21 protein-coding genes are annotated in these 21,970 nt (G+C 72.7%); 13 read left to right on the forward strand and 8 right to left on the reverse strand.

Annotation, left to right across the window (positions count from 1 at the left end):
- Window positions 1–59: 59 nt before the first annotated feature.
- Window positions 60–830: a PP2C family protein-serine/threonine phosphatase gene (locus ACZ31C_RS27035; protein ID WP_465797657.1), complete on the reverse strand. Its 771-nt coding sequence runs from the start codon at window positions 828–830 to the stop codon at window positions 60–62.
- Window positions 831–953: 123 nt separating this feature from the next.
- On the opposite strand from ACZ31C_RS27035, the gene ACZ31C_RS27040 reads away from it, so the two are divergent.
- From ACZ31C_RS27040 to ACZ31C_RS27070, 7 genes are all read left to right on the forward strand, one after another.
- Window positions 954–1,190, forward strand: a complete 237-nt coding sequence (locus ACZ31C_RS27040) for an HTH domain-containing protein (RefSeq protein ID WP_111218248.1) — start codon at window positions 954–956, stop codon at window positions 1,188–1,190.
- Complete coding sequence (locus ACZ31C_RS27045; RefSeq protein WP_465797658.1) at window positions 1,190–1,771, forward strand: Clp protease N-terminal domain-containing protein; 582 nt, start codon at window positions 1,190–1,192, stop codon at window positions 1,769–1,771. Before ACZ31C_RS27040 ends, ACZ31C_RS27045 begins: the two co-directional genes overlap by 1 nt.
- A 113-nt stretch (window positions 1,772–1,884) precedes the next feature.
- Complete coding sequence (locus ACZ31C_RS27050; protein WP_465797659.1) at window positions 1,885–2,871, forward strand: diacylglycerol/lipid kinase family protein; 987 nt, start codon at window positions 1,885–1,887, stop codon at window positions 2,869–2,871.
- Window positions 2,864–3,874, forward strand: a complete 1,011-nt coding sequence (locus ACZ31C_RS27055) for a YihY/virulence factor BrkB family protein (protein ID WP_449944836.1) — start codon at window positions 2,864–2,866, stop codon at window positions 3,872–3,874. The genes ACZ31C_RS27050 and ACZ31C_RS27055 overlap by 8 nt, the downstream gene beginning before the upstream one ends.
- Before the next feature lie 125 nt (window positions 3,875–3,999).
- Window positions 4,000–5,490, forward strand: a complete 1,491-nt coding sequence (locus ACZ31C_RS27060; RefSeq protein ID WP_465797660.1) for a phosphatase PAP2 family protein — start codon at window positions 4,000–4,002, stop codon at window positions 5,488–5,490.
- Window positions 5,491–5,509: 19 nt separating this feature from the next.
- Window positions 5,510–6,313 (forward strand): endonuclease/exonuclease/phosphatase family protein, encoded by an 804-nt coding sequence (locus ACZ31C_RS27065; RefSeq protein ID WP_465797693.1) that lies wholly within the window; start codon window positions 5,510–5,512, stop codon window positions 6,311–6,313.
- A 770-nt stretch (window positions 6,314–7,083) separates the two neighbouring features.
- Window positions 7,084–7,872 carry a hypothetical protein gene (locus ACZ31C_RS27070; RefSeq protein WP_465797661.1) on the forward strand — a complete coding sequence of 263 codons (789 nt, stop codon included), beginning with the start codon at window positions 7,084–7,086 and terminating at the stop codon, window positions 7,870–7,872.
- 242 nt (window positions 7,873–8,114) lie between these two features.
- Here the strand turns inward: ACZ31C_RS27070 and ACZ31C_RS27075 are convergent, their stop codons facing one another.
- A complete protein-coding gene (locus tag ACZ31C_RS27075; protein WP_465797662.1) occupies window positions 8,115–9,077 on the reverse strand; it encodes a TIGR03557 family F420-dependent LLM class oxidoreductase in 963 nt (320 codons plus the stop codon).
- 366 nt (window positions 9,078–9,443) lie between these two features.
- On the opposite strand from ACZ31C_RS27075, the gene ACZ31C_RS27080 reads away from it, so the two are divergent.
- Window positions 9,444–10,835 (forward strand): cellulase family glycosylhydrolase, encoded by a 1,392-nt coding sequence (locus tag ACZ31C_RS27080; protein ID WP_465797663.1) that lies wholly within the window; start codon window positions 9,444–9,446, stop codon window positions 10,833–10,835.
- A 426-nt stretch (window positions 10,836–11,261) separates the two neighbouring features.
- A complete protein-coding gene (locus ACZ31C_RS27085) occupies window positions 11,262–12,359 on the forward strand; it encodes a sporulation protein (protein WP_465797664.1) in 1,098 nt (365 codons plus the stop codon).
- Window positions 12,360–12,466: 107 nt separating this feature from the next.
- On the opposite strand, the gene ACZ31C_RS27090 is transcribed toward ACZ31C_RS27085, so the two are convergent.
- Window positions 12,467–12,850 carry a hypothetical protein gene (locus ACZ31C_RS27090; protein WP_131051311.1) on the reverse strand — a complete coding sequence of 128 codons (384 nt, stop codon included), beginning with the start codon at window positions 12,848–12,850 and terminating at the stop codon, window positions 12,467–12,469.
- A 356-nt stretch (window positions 12,851–13,206) separates the two neighbouring features.
- Between ACZ31C_RS27090 and ACZ31C_RS27095 the strand changes: the two genes are divergently transcribed.
- Window positions 13,207–13,608 carry a hypothetical protein gene (locus tag ACZ31C_RS27095; RefSeq protein ID WP_350695477.1) on the forward strand — a complete coding sequence of 134 codons (402 nt, stop codon included), beginning with the start codon at window positions 13,207–13,209 and terminating at the stop codon, window positions 13,606–13,608.
- 90 nt (window positions 13,609–13,698) lie between these two features.
- Here the strand turns inward: ACZ31C_RS27095 and ACZ31C_RS27100 are convergent, their stop codons facing one another.
- The 3 genes from ACZ31C_RS27100 to ACZ31C_RS27110 all read right to left on the reverse strand — a co-directional run bounded on the left by ACZ31C_RS27100 (window position 13,699) and on the right by ACZ31C_RS27110 (window position 18,795).
- Complete coding sequence (locus tag ACZ31C_RS27100; RefSeq protein WP_465797694.1) at window positions 13,699–15,921, reverse strand: HelD family protein; 2,223 nt, start codon at window positions 15,919–15,921, stop codon at window positions 13,699–13,701.
- Between the two features lie 232 nt (window positions 15,922–16,153).
- Window positions 16,154–18,265 (reverse strand): tetratricopeptide repeat protein, encoded by a 2,112-nt coding sequence (locus ACZ31C_RS27105; RefSeq protein ID WP_465797665.1) that lies wholly within the window; start codon window positions 18,263–18,265, stop codon window positions 16,154–16,156.
- 68 nt (window positions 18,266–18,333) lie between these two features.
- A complete protein-coding gene (locus ACZ31C_RS27110; protein WP_449955842.1) occupies window positions 18,334–18,795 on the reverse strand; it encodes a MarR family winged helix-turn-helix transcriptional regulator in 462 nt (153 codons plus the stop codon).
- Window positions 18,796–18,845: 50 nt separating this feature from the next.
- On the opposite strand from ACZ31C_RS27110, the gene ACZ31C_RS27115 reads away from it, so the two are divergent.
- Both ACZ31C_RS27115 and ACZ31C_RS27120 read left to right on the forward strand, forming a co-directional pair.
- Entirely contained in the window at window positions 18,846–19,379 is a 534-nt protein-coding gene (locus tag ACZ31C_RS27115; RefSeq protein WP_465797666.1) for a VOC family protein, read from the forward strand.
- Window positions 19,380–19,470: 91 nt separating this feature from the next.
- Entirely contained in the window at window positions 19,471–20,283 is an 813-nt protein-coding gene (locus ACZ31C_RS27120; protein WP_465797667.1) for a hypothetical protein, read from the forward strand.
- Here the strand turns inward: ACZ31C_RS27120 and ACZ31C_RS27125 are convergent.
- Both ACZ31C_RS27125 and ACZ31C_RS27130 read right to left on the reverse strand, forming a co-directional pair.
- Window positions 20,264–20,773, reverse strand: coding sequence for a potassium channel family protein (locus ACZ31C_RS27125; RefSeq protein WP_465797668.1), 510 nt, complete (start codon window positions 20,771–20,773; stop codon window positions 20,264–20,266). The genes ACZ31C_RS27120 and ACZ31C_RS27125 overlap by 20 nt on opposite strands.
- A 138-nt stretch (window positions 20,774–20,911) precedes the next feature.
- Window positions 20,912–21,091 carry a DUF4236 domain-containing protein gene (locus tag ACZ31C_RS27130; RefSeq protein WP_131056659.1) on the reverse strand — a complete coding sequence of 60 codons (180 nt, stop codon included), beginning with the start codon at window positions 21,089–21,091 and terminating at the stop codon, window positions 20,912–20,914.
- A gap of 311 nt (window positions 21,092–21,402) precedes the next feature.
- Here ACZ31C_RS27130 and ACZ31C_RS27135 point away from each other — a divergent pair, with 311 nt between their 5' ends.
- The gene (locus tag ACZ31C_RS27135) at window positions 21,403–21,957 is read left to right on the forward strand and encodes a flavin reductase family protein (RefSeq protein WP_465797669.1); all 555 of its coding nucleotides are present in this window, start codon (window positions 21,403–21,405) and stop codon (window positions 21,955–21,957) included.
- The last annotated feature ends 13 nt before the right edge of the window (window positions 21,958–21,970 follow it).

Consider the following 21,970-nt stretch of genomic DNA (forward strand, 5'->3'; position numbering starts at 1 on the left):
TGTTGAGGCTAGTCGCGCCGGTGCGCCCCCGGGGCGTGATCGCCGGACGGCAGCCCTGGTCAGGACGCCGGCCGCGCCCGGAGCACGACCGCGCTGGCGTTGTCCGCCCCACCGGCGGCCAGCGAGGCGTCCAGCAGGGCGGCGACCGCGTCGGCCGGGTCGGCGCGGACCAGGGCGTCCCGCATCCCGTGGTAGCCGACCTGGTCGCTGACCCCGTCGGTGCAGAGCAGCCAGGTGTCGCCGGGGCGCAGCGTCACCGCCAGCAGGTCTGCCTCGGGCGCGGCCGGATGGCCGGCGTAGCGGGTGAGCTGGTAGCGGGCCCGCGCGGCGGCGGGTGAGTCCACCGGGTACCAGCCGTGCAGCACGCCCAGCCAGGCGACCGTGTGATCGGTGGTGACGAGTTCCAGCAGGTCGTCGCGGAGGCGGTAGGCGCGCGAGTCACCCAACTGGACCACCCAGCCCTGACTGCCGTCCGGCTCGACGACCAGGCCGGTCAGGGTGCACCCGGTCAGCTCGGCGCGACCCGCCCCGGCCTCGCGTACGGCGGTCTGGGCCGCCTCGGCGGCGGCGCGTAGCCCGGCCGCCCCGACCTCGGGCCAGGCGGCGTGGACCCGGACGGCGAAGGTCGGCACGGCGGCGGCCCCGGCGCGACGGCTACCGGCACCGTCGCCCATGCCGTCGGCCACCACGGCGAAGGGGAGCGCGGGATCGACGTGCAGCACGTCGTAGTTCTCCCGGTAACGGTCGCCGACCACGCTGCCGCCGGCCACCTCCAGCGTCAGTCCGGCGAGCGTGAAGCGACGCACCTCGTCCCTGGCGACCCGGCTCACTCGACCCCTCCGACCCCCGACCGGCGGGGAGCCCCGCGCGGCCCCGACCCTAACGGAGGAGGGCCTTCGCGGGGGTGTCAACCAAGGTTGACAGAGGCGCTGCTGTCAATGTAAGTTGACGCCATGAGTCAGGCGACGGAACTCGCGGCCGCAGCCGGCAGCACCGACCCCCGGGTCGGCCTGCGCGCGGTCCGCGCCCTGCGCCGGCTGCTCGAACGGCTCGAGGTGGTCCAGGTCGACAACGCCCGACGACAGGGCTGGTCCTGGCAGGAGATCGCCGACGCGCTCGAGGTCAGCCGGCAGGCGGTCCACAAGAAGCACGCCGGGCGACCGGCGGTCGGATCCTCCTGGGAGGCGTGATGTTCGAACGGTTCACCGACCGCGCCCGCACCGTGGTGCGGCACGCACGCGACGAGGCCCGGGCCGAGGGGCGAGGACCCGTCGGCACCGAGCACCTGCTGCTCGGCATCCTCGCCGACGGCGACGCGCTGGCCGTCCGGGTGCTCCGCGACGTCGGGGTCACCGGTGACGACCTGCGGGATCGGGTACGCCGGCACACCGTCCGCGGTGGCGACGGGCTCGCCGAGGCCGACGCCGCCGCGCTGCGGGAGATCGGCATCGACCTGGCCGCGATCGTGGCCCGGATCGAGGAGTCCTTCGGCCCGGACGCGTTGCGTGAGGCCGATCCTGCGCCACGTCGCCGCTGGGGTCGGCTACGGCGGCAACCGGGCGGGCCGTTCTCCGCCCGCGCCAAGAAGGTGCTGGAGCTCTCCCTGCGCGAGGCGCTGCGACTGCGTCACCGGCACATCGGCACCGAGCACATCCTGCTGGGGCTGCTCCGCGAGGGCAACGGGCTGGCCGCGCTGGTGCTCACCGAGGCCGGGGTGGACCTGTCCGACGTACGCCGCCGGGTGGAGACCGCCCTGCGGGCCGCCGCCTGAGCCGCGCCGCCTGAGCCGCGCCGCCACGGGGCGGCGTCACACCCGCCGGGCGGGTGAACCTGGTCACCCGGCGTCGGGTCGCCGAACCGCCGACCGTGCCGCACACTGACGCCGTGGAAGCTGGACGGCACGGACGGGCCCTGCGCAGTGCGGTCGTGGTCAACCCGGTGAAGGTGGACGATCTCGACACGTTCCGCCGCACCGTCGTCGACGCGCTCGCCGCCGCCGGCTGGCCCGAGCCGTTGTGGCTGGAGACCACCGTCGAGGACCCCGGTCGCGGCCAGACCGAGCAGGCCCTGGCCAAGGGCGTGGATCTGGTCTTCGCCTGCGGCGGCGACGGCACCGTGATGGCCTGCGTCAGCGCCCTGGTCGGCACCGATGTGGCCCTCGCCGTGCTTCCCCAGGGCACCGGCAACCTGCTCGCCGCCAACCTGGGGCTCTCCACCGACCTGGCCGCCGGGATCGAGGTGGCCGTCGAGCGCGGCCGGCGGCTGCTCGACGTCGGCGAGGTCGACGGGCAGCACTTCGCGGTGATGGCCGGCATGGGCTTCGACGCCCAGATGCTGGCCGCCACCAACGAGACGACGAAACGGCGGATCGGCTGGCCGGCGTACGTCGTGGGCGCCGCCCGACACCTGCGGGACCGCCCGATGCGGGTGTCGATCTCGCTGGACGGCCAGCCGCCGCTGCGCCGCCGCGCCCGCTCGGTGCTGGTCGCCAACGTCGGCCGGCTCCAGGGCGGGGTACGCCTGCTCACCGAGGCCGAACCCGACGACGGCTACCTCGACGTCGCCGTGCTCACCCCGCACCGGTTGCGGCACTGGGTCAGGCTCGGCTGGGCGGTGGTACGCCGCCGCGACCGGGTGCCCCGGATGGAGGTCTTCCGGGCCCGCCGAGTGACCATCACCAGCAACCGTGCGCAGCCGCGCGAGCTGGACGGTGACCTGATCGAGCCCGGCCGTGAGCTGAGCGTGCAGATCCGCCGACGGGCCCTGTGGCTGTGCGTACCGCAGCCGGAGAGCACACCCGACCTGGCCGAGGACGCGTCCGGCGCCGCCGAGCGGGGTGAGCGGCTCATCGAGGAGGGCCGGGGTGAGTAGCACCAAGATGGTGCCGGAGACCCGGCTGATGTCCGACGAGCAGCTCTGCGCCGACCACGCCTGGCAGACGCTGCGCCGCGAGGGCCGCTGGCACCTGCTGCACGACGCCTTCGTCCGGTTCCGCTACGGCGACGGGTTCAGCCACGCCCGCGCCTTCGCCTTCCAGCTCTGCCTGGCCGTGGTGCCGTTCCTGATCGCGCTGACCGGGCTCATCTCGGAACTCGGGGTCGCCGAGGGCGGCGAGGTGGTGGCCGACACCGTCCTGGCGCTCACCCCCGGCGCCAGCGAGGCGGTCGTCGCCGAACTGCTCGGCGAGGGCGAGGGCGGCGAACGCGTCGAGGACATCGGCGAGGTGGCGCTGGCCCTCGGCCTGGGTACCGGGCTGGTCGCGCTGACCAGCACGATGGCGCAGATCGAGCGGGGCGCCAACCGGATCTACGGCGTCGAGCGCGACCGCCCCGCCCTGCGGAAGTACCTGCGCGCCGCGGTGCTCGCCGTCATCGCCGGCATCCCGGCGCTGACCGGGTTCCTCATCCTCGTCGGCGGCGGCCCGATGGGCGACTCGGTGGAACGCCGCTACGCGTGGGGCGAGGTGGCCGCCGTCGTCTGGGACGTGGTGCGCTGGCCGCTCAGCCTCGGGCTGACCGTGCTGGCCGTCGCGGTGCTGTTCCGGTACGCGCCACGTCGCCGCCAACCCGGTCTGTCCTGGCTGCTCTTCGGCGCCGGCATCGCCACCGCGCTGTGGTGGCTGGCCAGCCTACTGCTCGCCGGCTACGTACGGTTCAGTGAGGACTTCGGCCAGACGTACGGCGCGCTGACCGGCATGATGGCGTTGTTGCTCTGGGCCAACCTCACCGGCATGGCGCTCTTCGGCGGGCTGGCCTTCGCCGCCCAACTGGAGGCGGTCCGCATCGGCGTGTCCGAGCCCGCCAAGCCGGACCTGTGGAAGCCGAACGCCCCGCGTACGGGTCTGCACGACACCGGCGAGATGACCGCGCTGTAGGCCCGCCACCCGGGCCGGACCGTCGTGGGCCACCCGGAGGTGGGTGTACGCACGCATCGACGCGGGTACAGCGCCACGCCAGAAGGCGTCGCCGTCGGTCGACGCCACCGCACAAGGAGGCTGCCGTGGGCGCGGTCCGGGACGTACTACGACGACCCCTCGGTCACTTCACCGAACGTACCCTCGCCGGGCTGCTACTCGTCCTCGGTGCCGGGGTCGGGTTCGGGCTGCTGCTGGTGCTGGTCCGCGTGCAGTGGTCCCCGCTGTACGACGTGGACCACGGCGTGGCGGTGTGGCTCAACGAGCAGATCTCACCGATCGGTCCGCTGGTGACGGTGCTCAACGCCGTCACCGACCTCGGCGGCCGACCGGTGATCGTCTGGCTGGTCACCGTGGCCGTGGTCGGGCTGCTGATCCGCAAGCAGGGTCGGCTCGCGGTCTTCCTGATCGTCACCGGAGCGGGCGCGCTGATCCTCGACCCGTCGCTCAAGACGCTCGTCGACCGGTTGCGCCCGGAGGTGGACGTGCCGATCGGCACGTACGCCGGGCAGAGCTTCCCCAGCGGGCACGCGCTCGGGTCGATGGTCGCCTACGGCGCGCTGCTGCTGGTCTTCCTGCCGGCCATGGCACCCCGCTGGCGCAAGCCGGCGATCGCCCTGGTCGCCACCGTGGTGGCCCTGATCGGATTCACCCGGGTCGCGCTCGGCGTGCACTTCCTCTCCGACGTGCTCGGCGCCTGGCTGCTCGGCGCGGCGTGGCTCGGCGTCACCGCGTACGCCTTCCGGCTGTGGCGGTTGGAACGCGGCCGACCGGCCGCTCCGCTGACCGACGGCCTGGAACCCGAGGCGGCACACGAGGTGGCCCCGGCGCCGGACGAGGAGAAGCTGCTGCCGCACGCCCGCGCCGGCATCGCCGAGATCGTGGTCGGCTGGGTGCTGGTCTTCGGTGCCCTCTACGGCTTCGGCATGTTCGTCAGCTACCACGCCGACGGCACCTTCCTGGCCCGGCTCGACGAGGCCGTGCCGCAGTGGTTCGCCGAGCGGGGCACCCCGTTCCTGGACGACGTGAGCTGGTGGTGGAGCAAGGTCGGCGACACCCACGCCATCCTGCTCATCTCGATGGTCTTCTGTCCGCTGGTGCTGGCGATCTGGCGACGCTGGCGACCGGTGCTCTTCGTGGCGCTGACCATGTTCGGCGAGCTGACGCTCTTCCTCGCCTCCGCCGCCGCAGTGGACCGGCCGCGCCCGCCGGTGGAGAACCTGGACGGCCCGATGCCGACCTCCTCCTTCCCGTCCGGCCACATCGCGGCCACGCTCTGCCTCTGGGTGGCGATCGCGGTGGTGGTCTTCGCGCGTACCGACCGGTGGTGGCGTTGGCTCTTCGTGGCGGCGGCGGTGATCATGCCGGTCGGCGTGGCCGTGTCCCGGATGTACCGGGGCATGCACCACCCGACCGACTTCATGGGCGCGATCATGCTGACCGGGCTCTGGATCGGGCTGCTCTACTGGGTGGTCCGCCCCAACGAGGACGTGCGTGCGGGCAACCGGCCGGAGATCGAGTCGGAGGACGTGGACACCCTGGACGACGAGCTGGCCAAGGCCGGCCAGCCGGGCTGAGGCGACCGTGCTGCGGGTGATGACCTGGAACATCCGCAACGGCGGACAGGACCGGCACGGCCCGGACCGGCGTACCCTGCTGGCCCGGGTCGTCGCCGCGCACCGGCCGGACGTCCTCGCCCTCCAGGAACTACGCGGCCTCGACGTGGCCCGCTTCGCGTCGGACGCCGGCCTGACGCCCCACCTGGCCCGGTCACCCTTCGGCCAGCCGGTCGCGATACTCGTCGACCCGCGCTGGCCGACCCCGTCGACCGGGCCGGTCCGTCGCCCGTTCCACCACGCGGCGCAGCGCGTGACCCTGTCCACCGACGCCGGGCCGCTCGCGGTCCTGAGCACCCACTTCTACCCGTACCGTGGCGGTCGCCGCCTGATCGAGGCCCGTTGGGCGGCCACCGCGCTGCGCCGGGCCCGCGCCGACCTCGCCCTGCTCGCCGGGGACCTGAACACCCTCGCCCCGTACGCCGACCATGCTCACCACCCCGACCATGCTCACCACGCCGAGCACGCCGAGAGTCTGGCCCGGCTGGCACCCGCGTACCGCCGTCGGCACCTGCGCCGCGACGGACGGACCGTGGACACCCGGGCGGTGGCCCACCTGCTCGCCACCGGTCTGGTCGACCTGGCCGCGACCGCCGGACCGACCGTACCCACCGGCCACGGCCGCACCCCGGAGTTCGCCGAGATGCGCCTGGACTACCTGCTGGCCACCCCCGCCCTGGCCGCCCGCCTGGTCGACGTCCAGGTGATCCGCACCCCCGACACCCAGCAAGCCTCCGACCACCACCCCGTAGCCGCCACCTTCACTCTCACCCCACCCACCTAGCCACCGTGGCCCGGGTCCGGCTCGCCGAGGCCCGCTGCATGTCCGCCTCATCCAGCCCAGCCACCTGTACCCGCCTGGCTCCTGCCCGGTCCATCCCCGTGCCAGTTCCTTTGCTAGACCGACGGTGAGCGCAGGCTGCGAGTGTGTCGAGTGTCGTGGATGAACAGTGGTCCACGTCCCGCGCCCCATGCCCGGGACCCTCCACCTGGTCCGGCCCGGTGCGCCGGTCACCCCACGTCCCGCACCCGGCGTCCCACGCGAACCCACCGTCCCGCGTCCACCGTCCCGCGTCCACCGTCCCGCGCCCTGCGCCCTGCGCGCGCCCGGCGCGGGCCCACCATGATCCGCGCAACTTCATTGATACTGCTGCCTCAGAGGCTCCCGGAGACAGCAACATCAATGAAGTTGCGCGGATCTTGCACCATGCCTGCGCAGCCGGGCCACTGACCGCGCCGCCGCGCCGCGCCCGACCCCGCCCGACCTCGCCCGACCCCGCCCGACCCCGCCTGGCAGCACCGCACCGCGCCCCCGCCTGCGTTGATCAAGAAGTTTTGGTCACGGAGGGATTGGACGGAGGCACAAACTCCTTGGTCATCCCCGGTGAGGGCATGGTCCGTCGGGAGTACGTTCGTCCTGCGCCGGCACACACCTACCTGGGTGACCACCGGGGTGATGGGAGCTGGTGGTGCGGACCACTTCGTCCCCGAGGGGGCGAGCGGGGAGCGGCTACGGTGCCGGGGTGGCTGGCACGACGCGACTACGGTGTGGCCGTGATCGACTCGTCACCGCCCCGACGTGCGGGCGAGGCTGAGCCTGAGGCGCTGTCAGCCGGGGCGGTCGCGGCGCGAGGCGTCGCGCTGGTGGTGGTGCTGCCGTTCCGGTTGGCCTGGGAGTTGCTGGTCGCCGTCGCCGGGCTGCTGCACCGGTGGGTGATCGCGCCGACCGTGTGGGTCCTCGACCGGTGTGTGTGGCGTCCGATTCGCTGGCTGCTGCGTCACCTGGTCTGGATTCCGCTGCTCTGGACGCTGCGGGTCCTCGGATGGCTCTGGCACACCCTGGTCCGGACTCCGTCGACCTGGCTGTGGCGTCGCCTCGTCGAGGTCTGGTACGGCGTACTGCGGCCACCCCTGCGCTGGTGCGGTCAGGTGCTCGCCCGGCTGCTGCGCTGGTGCGGCCGGGGGCTGGCCTGGCTGGTACGGGTCGTCGTGCTGGTGCCGTCGTACTACCTGGTGTGGCTGCCGCTGGTCTGGACCGTACGGCTGCTCACTCCGCCCGCCCGACTGCTGGGCCGATGGCTCGCGGCGCTGGCCGGGCTGCTCGCTGTGGTGCTGGGCTGGGCCTGGCGTACGGCGGGGCGCATGCTCCGCTGGTGCTGGGTGTGGACGCTGCGCCCGGTGTTCCGGGCGGGGCTGTGGGTGTGGACGCACCTGCTGCTGCCCGTCTGCCGGGCGGCCGGTGCCGTCTGGCTGACGACGGTCGGCTGGCTGCGCCGCAGCGTCCTGGAGCCGATCGGCCAGGCCACCCGCGAGGTACTGGCCGGCCTCGGCCTACGCCGCTGACCACACCAACGGACCGGCGGCACCGGCGCGAGCACGGCTCGGTCCGATGTAAGGAGGGGTCCCCTGCTATACACGAGGCGTTAGCAGGGGACCCCTCCTTACAGGTCAGAGGACCAGGTTGAGCAGGACGGTCAGCACGATCGAGGCGACGATCGAGAAGAGGATCATCAGGAGGCAGCCGAGACCGCCGCCCGCCGGTCGGATCTCCGTGTTGCCGATACGCATGGCTCACATCCTGCCGGTCACAGTTCGCGTAGCCGGGGCAGCAACTGCTCCTGCGCCCAGTCGAGGAACATCGGTTGGCGGTCGCCGCCGACCTGCACCAGCGCCACGTGCGTGAAGCCGGCGTCGACGAACTTCTTGAACGCGGCCACGTGCTTGTCCACGTCCGGGCCGCAGGAGATGCCGGCGGCCACGTCCTCTTCGCGTACGGACTGCGAGGCGGCCTCGAACGCGTCGGTGTCGGGCAGTTCGGCGTTGACCTTCCAGCCGAGCCCGAACCAGCGGAACTGGTCGTGCGCGATCTTGCGGCACTCGGCCTCGTCCGGGCCGTAGCAGATGGCCACCTGACCGTAGCGGGGTCGTCCGACGCCACCGGCCTCCTCGTACATCTCCACCAGGCGCGCCTGCGGCTCGGTGGCGATCATGCCGTCGGCGTACTCGGCGGCCAGGGTGGCCGACTGCCGTCCGGACGCGGCCACCGCCATCGGCACCGGCCTGTCGGGCCGGTCCCACAGGTACGCGTCGGGCACGTCGTAGTGGTTGCCGGAGAAGGTCAGCGTCTCGCCGTTGAGCAGCGGCCGGATGATCTGCAACGCCTCCTCGAACATCTCGTGCCGTTGCTGCACGTGCGGCCAGGCGCCCACCACGTGCTCGTTGAGGTTCTCCCCGGCGCCCAGGCCGAGGGTGAACCGCCCGTCGGCGAGGAGCCCGACGGTGGCGGCCTTCTGCGCCACCACGGCCGGGTGGTAGCGGCGGATCGGGCAGGTCACGAACGACATCAGCTCCGCGCGGGAGGTGGCGTGGGCGACCGCGCCCAGCACCGACCAGGCGTACGGCGAGTGGCCCTGCGACTCCAGCCAGGGGTAGTAGTGGTCGGACATGACGAGCTGGTCGAAACCGGCTGCCTCGGCCCGTACCGCGTAGTCGACGAGTTCCTTGGGGCCTGCCTGTTCGCACATCAACGTGTATCCGATGCTGACCATGCTGTCTCCTTCGCTCCCCGGCGGTCCGTTTGCGGATACCCGGGCCCGGTTGGGTCAACCCTCATCGACGCTTGACGAGCTTCTTGGAGGCTGCCTACGGTTATCTGAACCGGTTCAGGCGCCGGCCGGGAGCCCATCCTGTGGTGGGGATGGTCCGCCCGTGGCGGCCCGGCCTCTCGTGGGCCGTCACGGGTCGCCGCCGGTCGAGCCGCGCTACTGAACCGGTTGCTTCCGAGGCTTCATCGGCCTACGCTGATGCCTGCCTCGCCGGGCCTCTCGCCGTGCGGCTGCCGGGCACAGCCGCCGCACCTGCCACTCACCGCAATCCCTCCTGGGCACGGGGGAGAGAACTCCTGCGAGGAATCGATGAGAAGACTTTTCGGGGCCGTCGGTGCCGTGCTGCTGGCGACCGTCGCCGCAGTGTTCGCCTTCGGCCCGTCGGCGCACGCCGCCACCGGCTTCACCGTCAGCGGCGGCAAGCTGTACGACGCCAACGGCAACGAGTTCATCATGCGCGGCGTCAACCACGCGCACACCTGGTACGCCAACCAGACCAGTTCCTTCGCGAACATCAAGGCGCTCGGCGCGAACACCGTCCGGGTGGTGCTCTCCAGCGGGGACCGGTGGACCCGCAACAGCGCCGACGACGTGTCGAACGTGATCCAGCTCTGCAAGACCAACCGGCTGATCTGCGTCCTGGAGGTGCACGACACCACCGGGTACGGCGAGCAGAGCGGTGCCGCGACCCTCAACCAGGCGGTCGACTACTGGCTGAGCATCGCCAGCGCGCTCAACGGCCAGGAACGGTATGTGATCGTCAACATCGGCAACGAGCCGTACGGCAACCAGAACTACTCGTCCTGGGCCACCGACACGTCGAACGCGATCCGGCGGCTGCGTAGCGCGGGCCTCGCGCACACCATCATGGTGGACGGCCCGAACTGGGGCCAGGACTGGTCCTTCACCATGCGGGACAGCGCGCCGACGGTGTTCGACGCCGACCCGGCCCGCAACACCGTCTTCTCGATCCACATGTACGGCGTCTTCGACACCGCCGCCGAGATCAGCGACTACCTGGGCCGCTTCCGCAGCCGGGGCCTGCCGATCGTGGTCGGCGAGTTCGGCCACTACCACTCCGACGGCGACCCCGACGAGGACGCCATCCTCTCCTACACGCAGGCCAACGGCATCGGCTGGCTGGGCTGGTCGTGGAGCGGCAACGGCGGTGGCGTCGAGTACCTGGACATGGCCACCTCGTTCAACCCGAACCAGTTGACCACCTGGGGTCAGCGCCTGTTCAACGGCACCAACGGCATCCGGCAGACCGCCCGCGAGGCGAGCGTCTTCGGCGGGACCCCGCCGCCGACCACGCCCCCGCCGACGACGCCCCCACCCACGACGCCTCCGCCGACCACCCCGCCGCCCACCACGCCTCCGCCGACGACCCCGCCGCCGGGAGCCGGCTGCACGGCGACGTACTCGATCACCGGTCAGTGGCAGGGCGGCTTCCAGGGCGACGTCCGGGTGACCGCCGGCAGCAGGGCCATCACGGGCTGGACGGTACGCTGGACCTTCACCAGCGGCCAGTCGCTGAGCCAGTCCTGGAACGCCACGGTCACCAGCAGCGGTAACACTGTGACCGCCCGCAACGTGTCCTACAACGGCCAGCTCGGGGCCGGTGCCAGCACCAGCTTCGGCTTCATCGGTAGCTGGACCGGTAGCAACCCGGCTCCTGCGGTGACCTGCACCGCGAGCTGACGACCGTACCCCTGACGGTGGCCGGGCCCGAGGCGGGCCCGGCCACCCGGGCCAGTCACCGGTCGTCCGCCGCCCATCGTCCACCACGCCGCCTTTGCTCTGCTTCCCCCCACGCACCGATGTGGCGTCCGAACCGTTGCCTCGGTTGAAGCAGAGCAAAGGCGGCCGACGGGACACCTACCAGGGGCGACAGACCGGCGAGGCGGACGGCACACAGCAGGCGATCGTGCGGTCCGGGCCCAGGACAGGCGGGCGGCGCCGTGCTTACGTCATCTGGTCGAAGCCGACTAACCGGTTCTCGACATCCCGGCGACAGGAATTCTGCGCAGATTCTCCCAGCGACCTTTCAGGGCCGCCCGATACGGTGCCGCCGTCAGCGTCCGTTCCTAAAGGGAGCCCGGGCACCAGACCCCGCAGGAGAACTGAATGGTCTTCAAGAAGATGTTGAGCGCGTTGGGCGTGGGCGGTCCGAGTGTGGACACCGTCCTGGCCAACCCGAACACCAGGCCCGGGCTGGCCCTCGACGGTCAGGTCAACCTGCTCGGTGGGGAGGCGGCGGCGAGCATCGAGCAGATCGTCATCGGCCTGGTCACCCGCGTCGAGGTCGGCGAGCAGGCCGGGGTGATGGAGTTCCACCGGCAGGTGGTCAGCGGCCCGCTCCAACTCGCCGCGAAGCAGGCGCTGTCCATCCCGTTCCAGCTTCCGGTGCCGTGGGAGACCCCCATCACCGGGCTGTACGGCCAGCGGCTGCACGGCATGTCGATGGGTCTGCGTACCGAGCTGGCGATCGCCAAGGCGGTCGACAAGGGCGACCTGGACGAGATCAACGTGCACCCGCTGCCGGTGCAGGAGCGGATCCTGGAGGCGTTCCTCCAGCTCGGCTTCCGCTTCAAGAAGGCCGACCTGGAGCGCGGCATGATCCAGGGCGTACGCCAGACGCTGCCGTTCTATCAGGAGATCGAGTTCTTCGCCGCGCCGCAGTACGCGCAGACCGTCAACGAACTCGAAGTGACGTTCGTGGCCAACCCGCACGGCGTGGACGTGGTGCTCGAGTGCGACAAGCGGGGCGGATTCCTCGCACCCGGACAGGACGTGTTCGGCCGGTACCAGGTGGCGCACTCCGACGCCGAGCGGTCCGACTGGGTGGAGACGGTCGACGGCTGGATCCAGGAGACCATCGGGCGGTTCGGGGCGCTGCGGGCCCAGGCGTTCGGCCCGCAGGGCTACGGCGCGCCGCAGGGCTACGGGGCGCCCGGCTACGGTCCGCAGGGCTACGGCCCACAGGGGTACGGTCAGCCGGGCTACGGCGCCCCGAACAAGTACGGCCCCCAGCAGCGGCGGGGCGGGGTCGGCATGGGCGGTGTGGTCGCCGGCGCGGCCCTCGGCGCGGCGGGCGGCATGCTCGCCGGCCACATGATCGGCAACGCCTTCGACGGTGCCGAGGAAGAGGTCACCGAGGCGGCCGGTGACTTCGGCGGCGACTTCGACGGCGGCGGCGACTTCGGCGGCTTCGAGGAGTTCTAAAGCCTCGCCCCGCGCAGTTCTCAAGCCTCGCTCCGCGCGGCGGGACGTGTCGAGACAGGACGGTGGCCCTCCGGGAGACTTCCCGGAGGGCCACCGCACGCAAGGGGTCAGCGCCGCCCGCGCTGCTTGCGCTCCGCGGCCGAACGCCGCTGGCTACCGGCCTTGGCCAGACCACGGCTACCCAGGTAACCGATGGTCAGCAGCGTGATGAAGAACCACGCCTGACCGGGGTTGTTCAGGTTCAGGCCGTTCGCGGTGGTCCCGCGCCAGAAGGCAGAGATCACCACGAGGGTGACGGCTGCCGCGTAGATCCAGAACTCGGTCGTCAGGAACGACTGCTTGGTCTCCGTACCCGGAGACGGCATCTCCTCCCGGTGCCCGTCATGCATCATCGGCATCGGGCGGGTGGCGGCCTCTTGCATGGCCTGCCGGTTCTGGGCGTCCTGCGCCGGACGGTTCATCGGCCTGGTGGATGCAGCCTGCGTGCTCATCTGTCCTCCTCAGGATGTGATGAGTCGTCACCTGCGGCCCTCGCCCCGCTACCGCGTGTCGGCCACGGCACGGTTCGCGCACATGGCGGGGGCACCCGCCGTCTACCCCGCCGCCGGGGGGCAGTAACACCCCGCCACCTGGCCGAATCCGTCCGGCCCGGGGATACCTGCCGGGTGGGGGACATCTCGCCCTCGCGAGTCGGATGTCCCGTTCCGACGCTCTCCATACTGAGCCCCGGGCGCGGTAGAGACGCTCTCCGGATCACGCGCCGGACCCGGTATAGAGGTGGTGCGGGTTTGCCGGGCCGGTCACCGGGCACGCCATCAGGACCGACGCTTCTGCGAGGTGATGGATCGTGCGTGAGGACGACATGCGACAGGACGCCGCCCGCCGGGCCGAGGAACGGATCGCCGGCGGCGTGTACGGCGAGGGCGCCGTGGACGAGGTGACCGTGCCGCCCACCGATGTGGAGAGTGCCATCCAGCGCGACGACCGGGACGATCCGGCGCACGTGCCGATCGACCCCACCGTGCTGCGCGACGGCGGTCCCACCCGGGGGCAGGGCGCGCTCACCACGACGGGCGGTACGGCCGGACCGGCCAGCGCCCGACGGGTGGCCCGTCAGCCGGAGCGGCACCGGGGCAAGGTGGCGCCGACCACCACCGGTGACGCCACCACCGGCGGGATGAGCACCCCGTCCGGCGGCAGCACCAGCGACCAGTCCACTCCCGCCACCCACGTGGGCAGCTTCGACTGACCCACCCACCGACCGACCGGCCCGGCCCCCACGGGGGCCGGGCCGCCCTCGTTCCCCACCCTCACGTCCCCCGGGACGGGGCGGTCGGGGTCAGGCGGTGAGGGTGAGGGTGGTGAGGCGTTGGGTGGCGCGGGTGAGGGCCACATAGAGGTCGCTGCGCCCACGGGGTGACTCGGCGACGATGCGGTCCGGGTCGACCACGATCACCGAGTCGAACTCCAGGCCCTTGGCTTCGGCGACGGTCAGCACCACGACCCGGTTCTCCAGGTCGGGCTGCTCGCCGACGGCCGCCTCGGGCAGCGCGGTGGTGAGCGCGGTGCCGAGGTCGTCGACGCGACCGGCCGGCACGATCACTCCGAGCCGTCCATCGGTGAGCCCGGCGGCCTCGTCGGTGGCGACGTCGACCATCTCCGCCGCCAGCCGGTCCGCCGGTACGTCCCGCTCGGCGGGCGGAAAGCCACTGGCGCGTACGGCCCGGGGTGGGCGCAGGGTCGGGTCGATCTCGGCGAGTACGCGGGCGGCCACCTCCATGATCTCGGCGGGGGTGCGGTAGCTGACGGTCAACTCGGTGAGCCGCCACCGGTCGGCAACGTACGGGGCCAGCGCCTCCGACCAGGACGGGGTGCCGGCCAGGGCCCCGGTCTGGGCCACGTCGCCGACGATCGTCATGGAGCGGCTCGGGCACCGGCGCATCAGCAGTCGCCAGGCCATCGGGGACAGTTCCTGCGCCTCGTCGACGATGACGTGGCCGAACGCCCAGGACCGGTCGGCGGCGGCGCGCTGGGCGGTGGTCAGGCGGTCGGCCTCCTCCTGCCGTTCCAGCAGCCGGTCGGCGTCGAGCAGGTCGGTCACGCCGAGGATCTCGCCACCGTCGGCCTCGTCCTCGACGTCGATGGACCGGGAGCCCCGGGCGATCTCCAGCACGCCCTCGGCGTACTCGCGTTCCATGGCCCGGATGCGTTCCCGGCGGGCGGCGGCGGCCCGGTCGTCCTCGCCGAGCAGTTCCGCCGCCTCGTCCAGCAGCGGTACGTCGGCCGGGGTCCAGCCGCCGGGCTCGCGGTGCAGGGCGGCCCGCTCGTCGGCGGTGAGCATCGGCGCGGCGGTGGTGATGCGGTCGGTGCTCGCATAAAGGTCGGCGAGCAGGCGTTGCGGGGTGAGGACCGGCCACAGCTCGTCCAGCGCGGCGCTGATCTCGGGTTCCTCACGCAGTTCCCGGCGGATCTCGGCGCGGTCGGCCTCTTCGAGCAGGTTGTCCCCGCCGAGCGGGTCGGCGCCGATCCGTTCGGCGACCTGATCGGCCAGGGCGTGGATGATCTCGACGTCGAAGAGGGCGCGGGCCAGGTTGTGCGGGCGGTCGCTGTGGCGGACGCGGTCCCGGGCGGCCCGGACGGTCGCCGGGTCGAGCAGGAGGACCTCCTGCTGCGGCAGCTCGATCTCCAGCGGCTCGTCGGGCACCCGCTGCCGGTCGCGTACCGCGTTGGCCAGCACCTCGGTCATCACCGACCGGCCCTTGAGGGCCGCGGTGGTGGCCGGCTCCGCGCGCCGGGCGCTCACGCCGGGAAAAAGGTCCCCCTGGGTACGCAGCAGCACACCGGTCTCGGCCAACGCGGGCAGCACCTGCGAGATGTAGCGCAGGAAGGTGACGTTCGGGCCGACCAGCAGTACGCCCCGGGTGGAGAGTTCCCGACGGTGCGTGTAGAGCAGGTACGCGGCCCGGTGCAGCGCCACCGCGGTCTTGCCGGTGCCGGGGCCGCCCTGCACCACCAGCATGCCGGACAGGTCGGAGCGGATGATCCGGTCCTGTTCGGCCTGGATGGTCTCGACGATGTCGCGCATCCGTCCGGTACGCCCGGCGTTGAGCGCGGCCAGCAGCGACGCCTCGCCGGTCAGCTCCTCGTGGGCGGTGGGGGAGGCGGTGTTCAGGTCCAGCACCTCGTCGTTGAGGGCGACCACCTTGCGCTGCCGGGTACGCAGGTGACGCCGCCGCCGGATGCCCTGTGGGTTGGCGGCGGTGGCGAGGTAGAAGGCGCGGGCGGCCGGGGCACGCCAGTCCATCAGCAGCGGGTCGTAGTCGCCGTCGGTGTCGAAGATGCCGATCCGGCCGATGTAGTGGCGCTCGCCGTCGTCGGTGTCGAGCCGACCGAAGCAGAGACCGTTCTCCACCGCCGCGAACTGCTCGACCTGTTCGGCGTACATGCGGACCGCGCTGTCGCGCTGGGAACGGGCCTGGAGTGTGCCGCCCGCCGCCCGCAGCTCCTCGGTCAGCCGCCGTGACGCCTGGTCCCGCAGGTCGTCGAGGCGGTGGTAGAGCATCGAGACGTACTCCTGCTCGCGGCCGATCTCGTCGTCGGACGGCGAACCGCCGGAGTGCCTTGACAATCCGTCTCCCGGTGGGTTAGAGTTCGGTTAGGAACGGCCTTTCGAGCCGTTCTTTTTTGTTGCCTGAACTGCCGAAGATACCCCGCGACGACCGCCGGAGCCAAGGCGGTCGAGCCCCGTCACACCCCCGTGTGCGACGCCCGCGCCCCGACTCCGGGCGGTGTGGTCACCGGCGTTCGGTGCAGACCTCGTCGGACCGCGCGACCGTGTCGGTGGACCAGGCGACCGCGACCGTGAAGCAGTAGTCGAGGCTGCGGTTGAGGCCGTAGACCACGAAACTGTCGGTGCCGGCGGGCAGGTCGGCGAAAGGGTTCTTCGGCTGCCCGGTCCGACCACCCGAGATGATCACCGGTCCCTCCGCCCCGACCGGGTAGGTCCAGTTCAACGTGACGCTGTCCCGGTTGTCGCGCAGCGAGACTTCGGTGGGCGGTGCGCCGGGCGAGGCCGGCGGTGCCTCCGGTGCCGACGCGGACGGGGGTGCCGCCCCGCTCGGGGTCTCCCCGGCCGTGGGGGAGCCGGGTTCGCCCGGACCGTCGACCCGGGACACCCCGGCGATCACCGCGGCGGCACCGAGCAGCACCACGACCACACCCGCCGCGATGATCGGCACCAACCGGTTCGGTCGGGGGGAGGGCGCGGCCGGCGTACGGGGTACCGGCACCGGGAGCAGCCGGGACGACGGGCCGGTGCGTTCCGGTTCCAGCCGGCGCAGCCGGTAGACCCCGGGTGCCTGCGGCGCCGGACCGGTCAGACCCATCACGCTCGGCGGTACGGCTGCCCCGCTCGACTCGGCCGTCGGCGTCGGGCCGGGCCGGGCCGGGTGGGCGGGGTCGGGGGAGGGCGAATCGGTCGGTTGCCCGGTCCACCAGTCCTGCGGTGGCCCGGCCGGACCGTCCACCGGCTGCCGGGGGGTGGGCACCGGCGACGCCGCCCCGGCGGGCTGCTGCCCGGTCTGGTGGCCCTGACCGGGGTGGTAGCCCTCGGGCGGGTGCTGCTCCCCGGCGTACCCGGGATCCGGGTCGCTCGCCGCCGGCCACGATGCGCCGGTGGGCCACGCGCCCGCACCGGTGCTACCCGCCGGTGTGTCGCCGCCACCGGCACCCGTCGGCCACGTGCCGTCTCCTGCGCCGTCCGTGGGCCAGCCCCGATCGACGTCGTGCGGATCGGGCCAACCGGCCGCTCCCGACCCCGCCGGACCGGCCGCCGCCCAGGTCGGCGTGGTCCCCGAGTCGGATCCCGGAGACCCGGTCCAGGTCGGCGTGGCCTCGGCCTCGGAGGTCGACGACCCCGTCCAGGGCGGCGTGGCCCCGGCGTCGGGCGTCGCGGACCACGTCGGGTCGGCCGAAGCCTCCGGTGCCGCACTCCAGGTCGGTGCCGGTGGGGTGGCGGTGGGCGGCCAGTTCGGGTCGGTCCCGGCCCAGTCCGCGCGGGGATCGCCCGGCGGGCCGTCGGTGTCGTGGTCGGACCAGTCGGGCGGTGCGGCGGCGGTGGCCGCCCAGTCGCCGCTCGGCGGGGCGTCGCCCTGCGACGGGGTCCGCGCGGCCGGTACGACGGAGCCCTCCGCGCCCACCGGCGGGGTGTCGGCGCAGACGTGGTCGGGGTTGGCGGCGGCCCGGGACAACGACGCCACCTGGGCGGTCAGCGGGTCGTCCGGGGCGAGGTGTCGACGGGCGAGTTCCCGGGCCAGCGCGAGGTGGTCCTGCGCCTCGGTGAACTGCCCGCAGTCGCGTTGCATCGAGCCGAGCCGGGCGAGCATCTTGATGCCGCTGGGGTGCCCGTCGCCGTACACCTCGCGGTGCAGCTCCCAGGCGTCCTGGAGCCGGTCGCGGGCCACCTGGCACTGGCCCCGGGCGTACTCGACGGTGGCCAGGTCGGCGTGTGCGGCGAGCACCCGCAGGGACTCCGGCCCGTCCGAGGCGGTCAGCTCGATGATGACTTCCTGGTACAGCCGGGCGGCCCGGGACCAACTGCCCACCCGGTGCAGCACCGCCGCGAGGGTGGCGGCGGCGGCGACCGTACGCGGGTCGGGTCGGCCGTGCAGGCGGGTGGTGGCGGCGTACGCGTACGCGGCCCAGCCTCGTGCCGAGTGCGGTTCGCCGAGGGCGACCAGCACCCGCGCGTGCAGGCCGGCCGCCTCGGCCATCTCGGGTGTCGCGTTGGCCGGGCGCGGGTCGGCGCCGGTCAGCGCGTCGGCGAGAAGCCGCTGGGCACCGGCGAGATCGCCGGAGGAGACCAGGTCGTGCGCCTGATCAGTCAGTTCACCGAAGCCGGAGGGCACGCCCCATCGTGCTCACCCGACGACGGTATGTACAAGACCCGCGCCGGAGTGGTTCGGTCAGGATCTGGTCAGGGCTGGGTCAGGCGATCGGCCAGCGCCTCGCTGATCCGGCGTAACTGGTCGACCTGGGCGGGGCTGAGCGCGTCGAAGAGGTGGCGGCGTACCCCCTCGACGTGGCCGGGCGCGGCGGCGGCCAGGGCGGCGAAGCCGTCGTCGGTGAGCAGGGCGATCTGCCCGCGCCGGTCGGTCGGGCAGTCCTCCCGGCGGACCCAGCCGGCCGCCTCCAGGCGGGCTACCGCGTGTGAGAGCCGGCTGCGGGAGGAGCCGCTGGCCTCGGCGAGTTCGCTCATCCGCAGCCGACGCTCCGGCGCCTCGGAGAGCCGGACCAGGATCTCGTAGTACGCGTGCGGCATCCCCGCGTCGCGTTGCAGCTCGCGGTCGAGCGTCTCCATCAACGCCCGGGAGGCGGTCAGGAACGCACGCCAGGTGCGCTGCTCGTCCGGGTCCAGCCAGCGGGTCATGACCGCCATCATAGCGGCAGTAGTTGAACGCTCAACTAAAACGCGCTAGCCTCGGTGACATGGGAATCCATCGCCTCAACCACGCCGTCCTCTACGTCAGTGACCTGGAGCGCAGCGTCGCCTTCTATCGCGACGTGCTCGGCTTCCGCCGGGTGCCGATGACCCCGGAGGGGTTCCGGGGCGCTGCCTTCCTCCAGGCACCCGACTCCACCAACGACCACGACCTCGGCCTCTTCGAGATCGGCGCGGGAGCCGGCCGCTCGACCGCCGGCCGGGCCACCGTCGGCCTCTACCACCTGGCCTGGGAGGTGGACACGCTCGACGAGCTGGCCGCCACCGCCCGCCGACTGGCCGGGGCCGGTGCGCTGGTCGGCACCTCCGACCACGGCACCACCAAGAGCCTCTACGGGCAGGACCCGGACGGGCTGGAGTTCGAGGTGGTCTGGCTGGTGCCGGCCGACCGGCTGGACGACGCCGCGCTCGACGCCCGCACCCGGATCGGCCGCCTCGACCTGGCCGCCGAGATCAGCAGGTACGGCGGCGACACCCGGGGCGGCGTCGGCATCTCCGTCCCCGCCGCCGCGTCGCACTGACCCGTCCCGGCCCGCCCCGCATGGCGCGTCGATCGCGCCCGGCTGTCGAGGGTGGCCGCGTCGCCGCCGGGCGATGCGGTAGAACGGCAGGGTGACAGGTGGGGTGGGGCGGCAGGTGGTGGTCCGGCACCTGAGGGTCTGGGTGCCGGGCGCGTTGCGACGCGCGCGCCGGGCGACGGTGGTCCTCGGGTACGACGGGCGCGACCCCGCCCTGGCCGAGGAGGTCGTCCGGGTGGCCGGCGAGTGCGCCGGCGACGTACGCGGTGCCCGGTTGACCGTGCTGGTGCTGGCCGGCGGCACCGAGGAGCTGCCGGCCCGGCTCGGTGCCGCCGAGGCGGGACTGCCCGCCGAGGTCACGGTGCACCTGATGCCCGGTCCGACGGCCCTGCTGCCGGTGGCGCTGCGCGCGTCCGGGGCGTCCGGCGCGCCGGTGCTGTCCTACCTGGAGGTGGAGGGGGCCGTCGATCCGGTGGCGCTCTCCGCCGCCGCATCCGGCCGACCCGCCGAGGTGCTGGTGCCGGCCGGTCCGGACACCCCGCTGCGGTCGGCACTCGTCGACGCCGGGTTCCCGCTGGTCGCCGAGGTCGAGGTGCCCTCCGGTCGGCGGATCGGCTTCGGCACCGCCTCGGACCGCAGCCTGGAGTCGTTCAAGGAGAGCCTCTGGGAGGTGGGTGCCGGCCAGGCGGACCCCGCGCCGCTGGGCCGGGCGCTGCTCGCCGAGCTGTCCCGCTCCGGCCCGCGTACGGTGACCGAGCTGCGCCGGTACGCGGTGACCGACACGGCGTATCGGGCCGTGGACGCGGTGCGGGCACTGGACGCGTTGCTCGACGCGGGCGCGGTGCGGCGTGACCCGGAGCAGGGGAGGCTCGGCGGGGACGTGGTGATCACGGCCGCCGCTCGGTGAGCCGTTTGACCACCAGGGACGCGCCGGTGGCGATCACGCCGATGCTGAAGACGAGCTGCGCGCAGACCAGCACCCGGGCGAACTGCCCCTGGGCGTGCACGTCGCCGTAGCCGACGGTGGTCAACGTGGTGAGCGCGAAGTAGAGCGCGTCCACCCGGGTGTGCAGCGCGACGAACTGCTCCGGAGCGACCCGGGCGACGACGTAGTCGGCCATGGCGAAGGCGAGCAGCCCGGCGATCAGGGCCACCACCAGGTGCACCACCGAGGGCGGCTGCCGTCCGCGTGCGACGGCGACGAGTTGGCGGCGTACCTGGCCGGTGACCAGTGCGGCGACTCCGCCCACCAGCAGCAGTGTCAGGGCGACGCGCAGGCCGAGCCGGGCGCCGTTGGGATCGGCCTCGACCGGCACGACGAAGTACACGACCAGGAGCAGCAGGCCAGCCAACCATGCCCGCCGACGCTCGTGCGGATGGTCCGGTGTCCGTGGCATGTCGAGATTGTCCGGTCCGACGCCCCGCCGACCGGGCGGATCCGTCGATTCCGGGTGCGGAAGGCCGAGGTCGGCGTGGCCGCCGGCACATGCGAGCGGGGCGCCGGAATGCTCCGACGCCCCGCGCGACTCACGGGCTCACGCCCGGGACTTGTCCTGCTTCCAGGAGAGCGGGCCGGGCAGGTCGACGCGGTGCGCCTTGGCCCGCGAGTTCCACGACCAGCGACCGATCTTGATGCTCCAGGACGAGAAACCGTTCTCGGTGAAGTTCAGGATCAGCGGCCCGTACTTCTTGCGTTTGCGGAACATCAGACCCATCGTGGGCCTCCCTTCGTCATCCCCGCGCGGCATCGAAGATTCCCGTAACGAAGATCGGCCAAACCACGCTCTGCACAGTGGAAGTCGAACGTCCGCAGTAGCCCGAATATCCTATTCATCAGATGGGTTTTCTCAGGCTCAAGATCCTGGTTGAATCATGAGTGTGTGGAGTGAAAGAGCGTTCATCCCAAATTATGGGAAGCGCTGAGTCGCCGACTCCACCCGGCGTTTCGGAGAGGACCCCTCATGCACCGCACCCCTCACCCCATCGCACCGGCCGCGCCGACCCGCCGCCCGGCACCGGTGACGGCGTGACCACCGCGCAGCGCAGCCGGACCGACGAGCTGCGGCCGGTGGACCCGGAGCTGTTCCGTACGCTGCTGCGCCGTCAGGCCAGCACGGTCACCGTGGTCACCGCCGTGGCCCGGGGCACCCGACCCGCCTGCCTCGGTGACGTGGGCGCACCCCTGCGGGCCGGGTTCACCGCGACCTCGTTCACCTCCGTCTCGCTGGACCCGCCGCTGGTGTCGTTCTGCCTCGGCGCGACCTCGTCCAGCTCCCCGGTGCTCGACCGGGCCGAGCACGTCGCCGTGCACCTGCTCGCCGCCAACCAGACCGAGGCCGCCCGGATCTTCGCCACCAAGGGCGTCGACCGCTTCGCCGCGTACCCCTACTGGGAGGCCGGGCCGTTCGGGCTACCGCTGCTGACCGGGGTGCTGGCGCGGCTGCTCTGCCGGGTGGTGCACCGGGTGCCCGCCGGCGACCACTCGCTGGTGATCGCCGAGCCGCTGGCGCTCGCCGAAGGGGTCGACGGCCCGCCACTGCTGCACCACCGGGGCGCATACACCACGGCAGCCGCCGCGTGACGGTGTCCACCCA

It is taken from the genome of Micromonospora sp. NPDC023869 (genome assembly GCF_055559695.1).

Bases quoted from the DNA above. Each gene is read 5' to 3' on its own strand.
- ACZ31C_RS27080 (WP_465797663.1), top strand. From the start codon at position 9,444: ATGAGAAGACTTTTCGGGGCCGTCGGTGCCGTGCTGCTGGCGACCGTC.
- ACZ31C_RS27040 (WP_111218248.1), top strand. From the start codon at position 954: ATGAGTCAGGCGACGGAACTCGCGGCCGCAGCCGGCAGCACCGACCCC.
- ACZ31C_RS27100 (WP_465797694.1), bottom strand. From the start codon at position 15,921: ATGCTCTACCACCGCCTCGACGACCTGCGGGACCAGGCGTCACGGCGG.
- ACZ31C_RS27130 (WP_131056659.1), bottom strand. From the start codon at position 21,091: ATGGGTCTGATGTTCCGCAAACGCAAGAAGTACGGGCCGCTGATCCTG.
- ACZ31C_RS27065 (WP_465797693.1), top strand. From the start codon at position 5,510: ATGACCTGGAACATCCGCAACGGCGGACAGGACCGGCACGGCCCGGAC.
- ACZ31C_RS27075 (WP_465797662.1), bottom strand. From the start codon at position 9,077: ATGGTCAGCATCGGATACACGTTGATGTGCGAACAGGCAGGCCCCAAG.
- ACZ31C_RS27045 (WP_465797658.1), top strand. From the start codon at position 1,190: ATGTTCGAACGGTTCACCGACCGCGCCCGCACCGTGGTGCGGCACGCA.
- ACZ31C_RS27125 (WP_465797668.1), bottom strand. From the start codon at position 20,773: ATGCCACGGACACCGGACCATCCGCACGAGCGTCGGCGGGCATGGTTG.
- ACZ31C_RS27085 (WP_465797664.1), top strand. From the start codon at position 11,262: ATGGTCTTCAAGAAGATGTTGAGCGCGTTGGGCGTGGGCGGTCCGAGT.
- ACZ31C_RS27110 (WP_449955842.1), bottom strand. From the start codon at position 18,795: ATGGCGGTCATGACCCGCTGGCTGGACCCGGACGAGCAGCGCACCTGG.
- ACZ31C_RS27090 (WP_131051311.1), bottom strand. From the start codon at position 12,850: ATGAGCACGCAGGCTGCATCCACCAGGCCGATGAACCGTCCGGCGCAG.
- ACZ31C_RS27115 (WP_465797666.1), top strand. From the start codon at position 18,846: ATGGGAATCCATCGCCTCAACCACGCCGTCCTCTACGTCAGTGACCTG.